The organism is Cellulomonas gelida, assembly GCF_006538725.1.
In the GTDB taxonomy this organism is placed as follows: Bacteria; Actinomycetota; Actinomycetes; order Actinomycetales; family Cellulomonadaceae; genus Cellulomonas; species Cellulomonas gelida.
This window is the reverse complement of sequence record NZ_BJLQ01000070.1, coordinates 1-7,064: the sequence shown is the minus strand read 5'-3', so window position 1 is coordinate 7,064 and position 7,064 is coordinate 1. Positions and strand designations below refer to the sequence as shown.

Sequence of the window (7,064 nt, the reverse complement as noted above, 5' to 3'; positions counted from 1 at the left end):
CGAGCGGCAGGCCGAGCCGGCGGGCCTCGTCCGCGGTCGTCGGGCCGATCGCGACGAGCAACGTGCCCGCGGGCGGCGCCCCCAGGTGCTCGACGAGCGCGCGCACCGTGCTCGCCGAGGTCAGCAGCGCCGCGCGGATCGCGCCGCTGCGCCACGCGTCGCGCACGTCGTCGGGCGGCGGCGGCGCCGTGACGGTGCGGTAGGCGACGACCTCGTCGACCAGCCACCCGCGCGCCCGCAACCCGTCCGCGACCGTGGAGGCGGCCAGGTCGCCGCGGGTGAACAGCACGCGCGCGGGGCGCTCGTCGGCCGGTGCGCTCGCGGGCGACGGCCACTGCGCGGCCAGGTTGGCGCCTGTGGACGCGCCGCGCGGGGTCAGTGCCGCGCGCAGGTCGGCGTCGCCCAGCGCACGGGCCGTGCCCGGACCGACCGCCGCGACCTGCACCCGGCCGTCGGCGACGAGCGCCGCGATCGAGCGTCCGCCCGCCCGCGCGCGCTCGGCGAGGACGGGGACGGCCGCACCGCTCGTCACGACGAGCCACCGGTACCAGCCGGCGCCGAGCGCGAGCAGCGCGTCGTCGAGCGGTCCCGTCTCCTGCGGCGCCTCGATCGCGATGAGCGGCACGAGCTCGGCGCTCGCACCCGCTGCGGCCAGTGCGACGACCGCGGCCGACTGCCCGGCCGTGGGCCGTGGGACCAGGACGCGCCAGCCGGCGAGCGGACCCGCGTCGGGTCCCGCCGTGCCTGCCGTCATGCGCGCGGACCGAGCGGCGCGAGCTCGGCCGCGCCCTGCTCGAGCAGCAGGTCGGCCAGGCTCTCGCCCGCGTCCCGGGCGGTGTCCTCGTCGACGAACGGCTGCGGCACGACGCGCGGCTGCTCCCCGTCCCACCCCACGTTCGTCGTGGCGCTGACCCCGTGCCGCAGCACGCGAGTGCCGTCGGTGCGCGCGACGACGGCCTCGACCGTGACGCTCGCACCCTCCGCGCCGAGCGTGTCGACCGACGCGAGCGCGCCGACCGGTGCGGCGCAGCCGGCCTCGAGGCGCGCGAGCAGCGCGCGCTCCGCGACGACCGCGAGCCGCGTGGGCAGGTGGTCCAGGGCGGCGAGCGCGGCGGCGAGCGGCGCGGTCGGGTCGGCGAGGTCGGCGGTGCGCACCTCGACTGCCAACGCACCCTGTCCGGGCGCGGGGAGCATGACCTCGGGGTCCAGGGCCTCCGTCACGGCGTCGAGCCGACCGAGCCGTGCGAGCCCGGCGCGGGCCAGGACCACCGCGTCGAGGTCCCCCGGGCCGTGGCTCGAGCCCGCGACGCGGCCCAGGCGCGTGTCGACGTTGCCGCGGATGTCGACGACCTCCAGGTCGGGTCGAGCGGCGAGCAGCTGGGCCATGCGGCGCGGCGAGCCGGTGCCGACGCGCGCGCCGGCGGGCAGCTCGCGCAGGGTCAGGCCGTCGCGCGCGCACAGCGCGTCGCGCGGGTCCTCACGCAGCGGGATCGCGGCGACGGTCAGCCCGGGCGCCGGCGCGGTGGGCAGGTCCTTGAGCGAGTGGACCGCGACGTCGCAGCGGCCGTCGAGCAGCGCGTCGCGCAGCGCGGTGACGAACACGCCCGTGCCGCCGATGGTGGCCAGGCTCCCCTTGAGGCGGTCCCCCTCGGTGCGCACGTGCACGATCTCGACGTCGAACCCGCCGAGCCGGGCCAGGTCGTCGGCCACGTGTCCCGTCTGCGTGAGCGCCAGCGTGGAGGCGCGCGTACCGATCCGGACCACAGGCATGAGCCTCAGTGTGGTCCTTCGTCCGGCGATGTGTCGAAACAATGGGGCGCGGTGACGTCGTCGTGACGCGTTGTCAGAATGCCGTCGTCGGCCATTCTTGACGCTCGTCCCAGGAATGCAAGGTAAGGATATCCTTATCCTGTCACGGGAACGTGATGCCTTCGGGACGGATTGTCAGAAAGAATTCTCGGCCGTCGGTCCGACGACGCAGCGCGCGGCCGCGACGGCGTCGGGAATCACCGACGCGATCCCGTTCCCGGCGAGCCACGCACCGCACGCCGCCACGGGCACCGTCGTGCCGTCCGCCGGTGCCGCGAGAGCCGCGCGGACGGACGCGACCGCGTCGCGGTGCCGGGCGCTCGGGCGCGGCAGCGCCTGGGTCCAGCGCACCACCGCGGTCGCCGTGACCTGCCGGTCCGTCAGCGGGACGCCGAGCAGCACCGACGCGTCGGCGAGCGCCTGCGCCACGAGCTCGGGCCCGCCACCCGCGCCCTGCGGGACGTCCGGCGTGCCGGGCTCGTCGCCGCGGCCGTACGACAGCCGCACGACGTGTCTGCCCGGCCCCGCCTGCGCCGCGAGCCACGGCCACTTCGCGGTCGCGTGCGTCAGGGCCTTGGCCCGCACGTCGCTCGCGTCCCGCCCGACGAGCACGCCCGTGCCGCGCGGTGCGGCGTCGAGCTCGGGCGCGTCGAGCACCAGGGTCACGAGCCGGACGTCGGCGCCGTCGTCGAGCGCGACGCCGTCGAGCCCGGGCAGCAGGGACGCGAGCAGCGGCAGGCCCTGCGGGGTCGCGACCACCAGGCGCTGCGCGCGCACGTTGGTCCCGTCGGACAGCTCGACCAGCACGGTCCCGCTCGGCTGCGGCTCTGCGCCGGTCGCGCGGGTGCGCGTGCGGATGCTGCCCCCGAGGTCGCTGACCTGCGCCGCGAGGGTCTCGACGAGCACGTGCAGGCCCCCCTCGAGGCCCTGCACGGCCGAGCCGGCGGGCGCCGCGGCCCGCAGCGAGCGCACCGCCCGGGCGAGCGAGCGCGACGAGCGCAGCGCGGCGGGCAGGCCCGGCGAGACGGCGTCGACCGCGAGCTCGTCGGGATCTGCGGCGTGCACGCCACCGACGACGGGCCGCACGAGCCGGTCGACGACCCGCGCCCCCATGCGTGCGCGGACCAGGCCGCCGAGCGTCGTCGTGCCAGCGCCGACCCGCGACGGCAGCACCAGGTCGAGGCTCGCGCGCGCCGCACCGAGGATGCCGAGCGTGCGCCGCACGTCGGCCGCCCACGGCCGCGAGGGGATGCCGAGCAGCCCGGTGCGCGGCAGCGGGCCGTCGCCCGAGGCCAGGTGCACCCACGAGCCCCGGGCGCTGGGCGCGACGACGCGGTCGCCGATCCCCAGCTCGTCGACGTACGCGGCGACGGTCCCGCCGCGCGTCGCGAACGACTCCGCGCCCGCGTCGAGCGTCAGCCCGCCGACGACGTGCCCGCGCACCGCGCCGCCGACCGCGTCACGCCCCTCGACGACGAGCGTGCGCACCCCGGCCCGCAGCAGCTCGCGCGCCGCCACCAGCCCGGCCAGCCCTCCGCCGACGACGACCGCGCCCCACTCCTCGTCCGCCGCACGCTCGCTCATCGCCGGCTCACAGCGAGTGGACGAGCTCGACGACGCGCGTCAGCACCGCCGGGTCCGTGCTCGGCGGCACGCCGTGGCCCAGGTTGACCACGTGCGCCGGGGCGGCCTTCCCGCGCGCGACGACGTCGCGGACGTGGGCCTCGAGCACGGGCCACGGCGCCGCAAGGAGTGCGGGGTCGATGTTGCCCTGCAGCGGCGTGCCGCCCCCGACACGCCGCGCAGCATCGTCGAGCGGGATGCGGTAGTCGACGCCGACGACATCGGCGCCCACGTCCCGCATCGCCGCGAGCAGCTCACCCGTGCCGGTGCCGAAGTGCACGGTCCGCACGTCGAGGTCCGCCACGGACGCGAGCGCTCGGGCGGACGCGGGGGCGACGTGCGCGGTGTAGTCGGCGAGGGACAGCGCGCCGGCCCACGAGTCGAAGAGCTGCGCGGCCGACGCGCCCGCGAGCACCTGCGCCCGCAGGAACGCCCCGGTGACCTCCGCGGTCCAGCGCGTGAGCGCCTGCCACGTCTGCGGGTCGGCGTGCATGAGCGTGCGGGCGGCCAGGTGGTCGCGCGACGGGCCGCCCTCGACGAGGTACGCCGCGAGCGTGAACGGCGCACCGGCGAAGCCGATCAGCGGCGTGCTGCCCAGCTGCGCGACCGTGCGGGCGACGCCCTCGGCGACGGGCGCGAGCGCCTCGTCGGTCAGCGTCAGCTCGGTCAGGCGCGCGACGTCGTCGGCCGTCCGGACGGCCGCGCCCATGACGGGCCCGACGCCGGGCTTGATCTCGACGTCGACCCCTGCGAGCCGCAGCGGCACGACGATGTCCGAGAAGAAGATCGCCGCGTCCACCCCGTGCCGGCGCACGGGCTGCAGCGTGATCTCGGAGGCGAGCGCCGGGTCGAGGCACGCCTCGAGCATCGCGGTGCCCACGCGCAGCTCGCGGTACTCCGGTAGGGAGCGCCCGGCCTGTCGCATGAACCACACCGGGAGGCGTTGCGGGCGCTCACCGGAATAAGCCAGCACCAGCGGAGAATGTGACGTGCGCCCGTCGACGAGCGGATGACCAGCGGAAAGCATCCGTTGATTGTGCCTGACATTTCTTGTCCGGGTTGCCCGGATGGTTGAATCGAGCACGTGGTGCTGCTGTCCCTCGTCGCATCGCACCGTGATCTCGACCTCGGAGTGCTCGAGCGTCTCTCGTCGGACGTGCACGCCGTGGGCCGTGAGCTCGTCGGTGCGTCCCCCTCGATCTGCGGTGCCGTCGTGCTCGCGACGTGCAACCGCTTCGAGCTGTACCTCGACGTCGACGACGCCGCCCACGCACCCGAGGCGCGCGAGGCCGTGGCCGCCACCGTCGCCGCCCGGTCCGGCTACGACCCGACGAGCGTCGCCGCGCACCTCGCCGTCGAGGTCGGCACGGACTCGGCCGCGCACCTGTTCGCGGTCGCGAGCGGGCTCGAGTCGATGGTCGTCGGCGAGCGGGAGATCGCCGGGCAGGTTCGGCGCGCGCTGACGACCGCACGCAAGGACGGCACCACGACGAGCGCGCTGGAGGGCCTGTTCCAGGCGGCCTCGCGCGTCTCCCGCACGGTCGAGAAGCACACCGGCCTCGGCTCGACCGGCCGGTCCGTGGTGGGGGTCGCGCTCGACATCGCCGAGCGCGACCTCGTCGCGTGGGACCAGGTGCGGTGCGTGCTCATCGGCACCGGCTCGTACGCCGGCGCCTCGCTCGCGGCGCTCAAGGCGCGCGGCTGCCGCGACGTGCGCGTCTACTCACCGAGCGGACGTGCCGCGCCGTTCGCCGCCGCGCGCGGCGTGACGTCGGTGCCCGCGGGGGCCGACCTCGCCGACGAGCTCACGTGCGTCGACCTCGTCGTCGCGTGCTCCGGCGCGGCGGGGGCGGTGCTCACGGTCGACGCTCTGGCGCAGGCCAGGTCCGGCAGCGCGCACCCGCTGACGGTCGTCGACCTCGCGCTGCGGCACGACGTCGACCCGGGCGTGCGCGCGCTGCCCGGGGTGCGGCTCGTCTCGCTCACGACCGTGGCCGAGCACGCGCCCGCCGAGCACGGCGCGGTCCTGACCGCGCGGGACCTCGTCCGCCGGGCCGCCGACGAGTACGAGGCCGACCGACGGGTGCGCGAGTGGAACCCCGCGGTGCTCGCCGAGCGGTCCCGCGTGCTGGGTGGGCTCGAGTCGGCGCTGTCGGCCCTCGGCGACGACGCGCGCGACGAGCGTGCGGCGCGGCAGGCGCGTCGCCGTGCCCGCTCCGCGCTGCACGGCCCCACGGTCCGCGCGCGGGAGGCCGCGCGCGCCGGGGACACGGCGGCGTACGCCGCGGCGCTGGCCGACCTGGCCGCGATCGACGTCCCGGACCTGCCCGCCCCGGCACCCGTGCCCTAGGACTCCTCGGCGATCCTCCGGATGCAGATCGGGGCCGCAGGCTGACTCGAGCGCCCGGACACGCTCGGGTGGACCCGCCTCGTCTGTAGAACATGCATTCGATCTGCAGTGGGCCGTGCCCGAGACCGTGATGCCAGTGATCGCGCCGTTCGGAGTTCGCTACGGATGGATGCTGAGGGTCCACGAAATCGATCCGCTCCCGCCCGGGACGGTCCGTGCGAGAAGCGCAGCCAGGCCTTGGAGTTCGGACTCGGTGTAGTTGGTGTGCTGGCCGACTGAGGCACCCACGAATGCTGAACAGACAAGATCGCGATTGTGGCAGAGCGACACGGTCGACGTTGCGACCGCGTCCGGTAGTGGGCCTGCCACGTCGCCATTGAAGAGGTTCGCGGCGGACCAGACGCCCGCACTCAAGGACTCGACAACGCCCGGTGCGTACAGATGGATCGTGCGTGGAGATTCGTAGGACGCGCTTCTCCACCAATCCTCGGCCGGATTGAACTGCCGACCGGGATCGGCAACAAAAGCCACGCCCTCGACTCGCTCCAGCAGTTGCGGGTCGGTACGTGCGAGGATCCGGAGCGCGAGATGCGCCGCGAGTGCTCCTTGTGAGTAGCCCACTACGACGAACTTCTCCGTGGGGCAATCGATCGACTCGCGCTCCATTCGAGCAATGAGCTTGTCCACGCCGTCATAGATCGAGCCGTTGTACTCGCCGGGCAGCACTGCGGGATTAACAACCGGCACAGCAAGTGCCTGGTACTGAATCGCGATTCGCTTGACGGCAACACCCTCGATCTCTTCGAAAGAGTCGACAATCGACGTATTGTAAGACCCGAATCCGTCGGCAGCGCCCGTGAACTCCGGCATTGTCCAGGGGAAGAACATGCTTACCCTCGTGCCTTGGGGCGCCTCGCCAGAACCCCTCAGGCCAAAGGCTGCAACGGCCTTGCACTCGCCTGGGTTGGACGTTGAGACAGGCTGTGGTGCGGCCGGAGCTGGTCGCGGCGGAGCTGTGTATCCGACCCATGGGGCGATTTGTGCGCCTGCACCAATGACATCGCCCGGCGCCGGGCCGTCCGGCGTGCCCCAGTCCACGTCCCTGGCATCAACATAGCTACCATCCGACGAAACGCCGACCCCCGAGTCGGTCAGCCTGCCATGGATCGCTGCCTCGGCGCCCGTGACCGAGAGAGCAGTGGCGGCGTACCGCACATCGACCCCGTCCAGTTGGGCAACCCCGCCGGGTAGGGCGACGATCCCATTCCAGTCACCCACTCCC

At 74.6% G+C, this 7,064-nt stretch carries 6 protein-coding genes; 1 reads left to right on the top strand and 5 read right to left on the bottom strand.

Translation table 11 applies throughout. The features are described from left to right. From CGE01nite_RS16495 to hemE, 4 genes are all read right to left on the bottom strand, one after another. Positions 1-754: uroporphyrinogen-III synthase (locus tag CGE01nite_RS16495; protein ID WP_141371751.1), on the bottom strand; the 754-nt coding region annotated here is incomplete at its 3' end. After that, a complete protein-coding gene (gene hemC / locus CGE01nite_RS16490) occupies positions 751-1,770 on the bottom strand; it encodes a hydroxymethylbilane synthase (RefSeq protein ID WP_141371750.1) in 1,020 nt (339 codons plus the stop codon). The genes CGE01nite_RS16495 and hemC, both read right to left, overlap by 4 nt. A 174-nt stretch (positions 1,771-1,944) precedes the next feature. Then, positions 1,945-3,393, bottom strand: a complete 1,449-nt coding sequence (gene hemG / locus CGE01nite_RS16485; RefSeq protein ID WP_141371749.1) for a protoporphyrinogen oxidase — start codon at positions 3,391-3,393, stop codon at positions 1,945-1,947. A gap of 7 nt (positions 3,394-3,400) precedes the next feature. Beyond that, positions 3,401-4,459 carry a uroporphyrinogen decarboxylase gene (hemE, locus tag CGE01nite_RS16480; RefSeq protein ID WP_141371748.1) on the bottom strand — a complete coding sequence of 353 codons (1,059 nt, stop codon included), beginning with the start codon at positions 4,457-4,459 and terminating at the stop codon, positions 3,401-3,403. A gap of 57 nt (positions 4,460-4,516) precedes the next feature. Here hemE and CGE01nite_RS16475 point away from each other — a divergent pair, with 57 nt between their 5' ends. Next, a complete protein-coding gene (locus CGE01nite_RS16475) occupies positions 4,517-5,782 on the top strand; it encodes a glutamyl-tRNA reductase (RefSeq protein WP_141371747.1) in 1,266 nt (421 codons plus the stop codon). A 159-nt stretch (positions 5,783-5,941) separates the two neighbouring features. Here CGE01nite_RS16475 and CGE01nite_RS17190 read toward each other — a convergent pair. Beyond that, positions 5,942-7,064 (bottom strand): cutinase family protein (locus CGE01nite_RS17190; protein ID WP_218022642.1); only part of this gene is annotated, 1,123 nt, incomplete at its 5' end.

Coding starts and splice junctions, on each gene's coding strand:
- hemC (WP_141371750.1), bottom strand. CDS start 1,770: ATGCCTGTGGTCCGGATCGGTACGCGCGCCTCCACGCTGGCGCTCACG.
- hemG (WP_141371749.1), bottom strand. CDS start 3,393: ATGAGCGAGCGTGCGGCGGACGAGGAGTGGGGCGCGGTCGTCGTCGGC.
- hemE (WP_141371748.1), bottom strand. CDS start 4,459: ATGCTTTCCGCTGGTCATCCGCTCGTCGACGGGCGCACGTCACATTCT.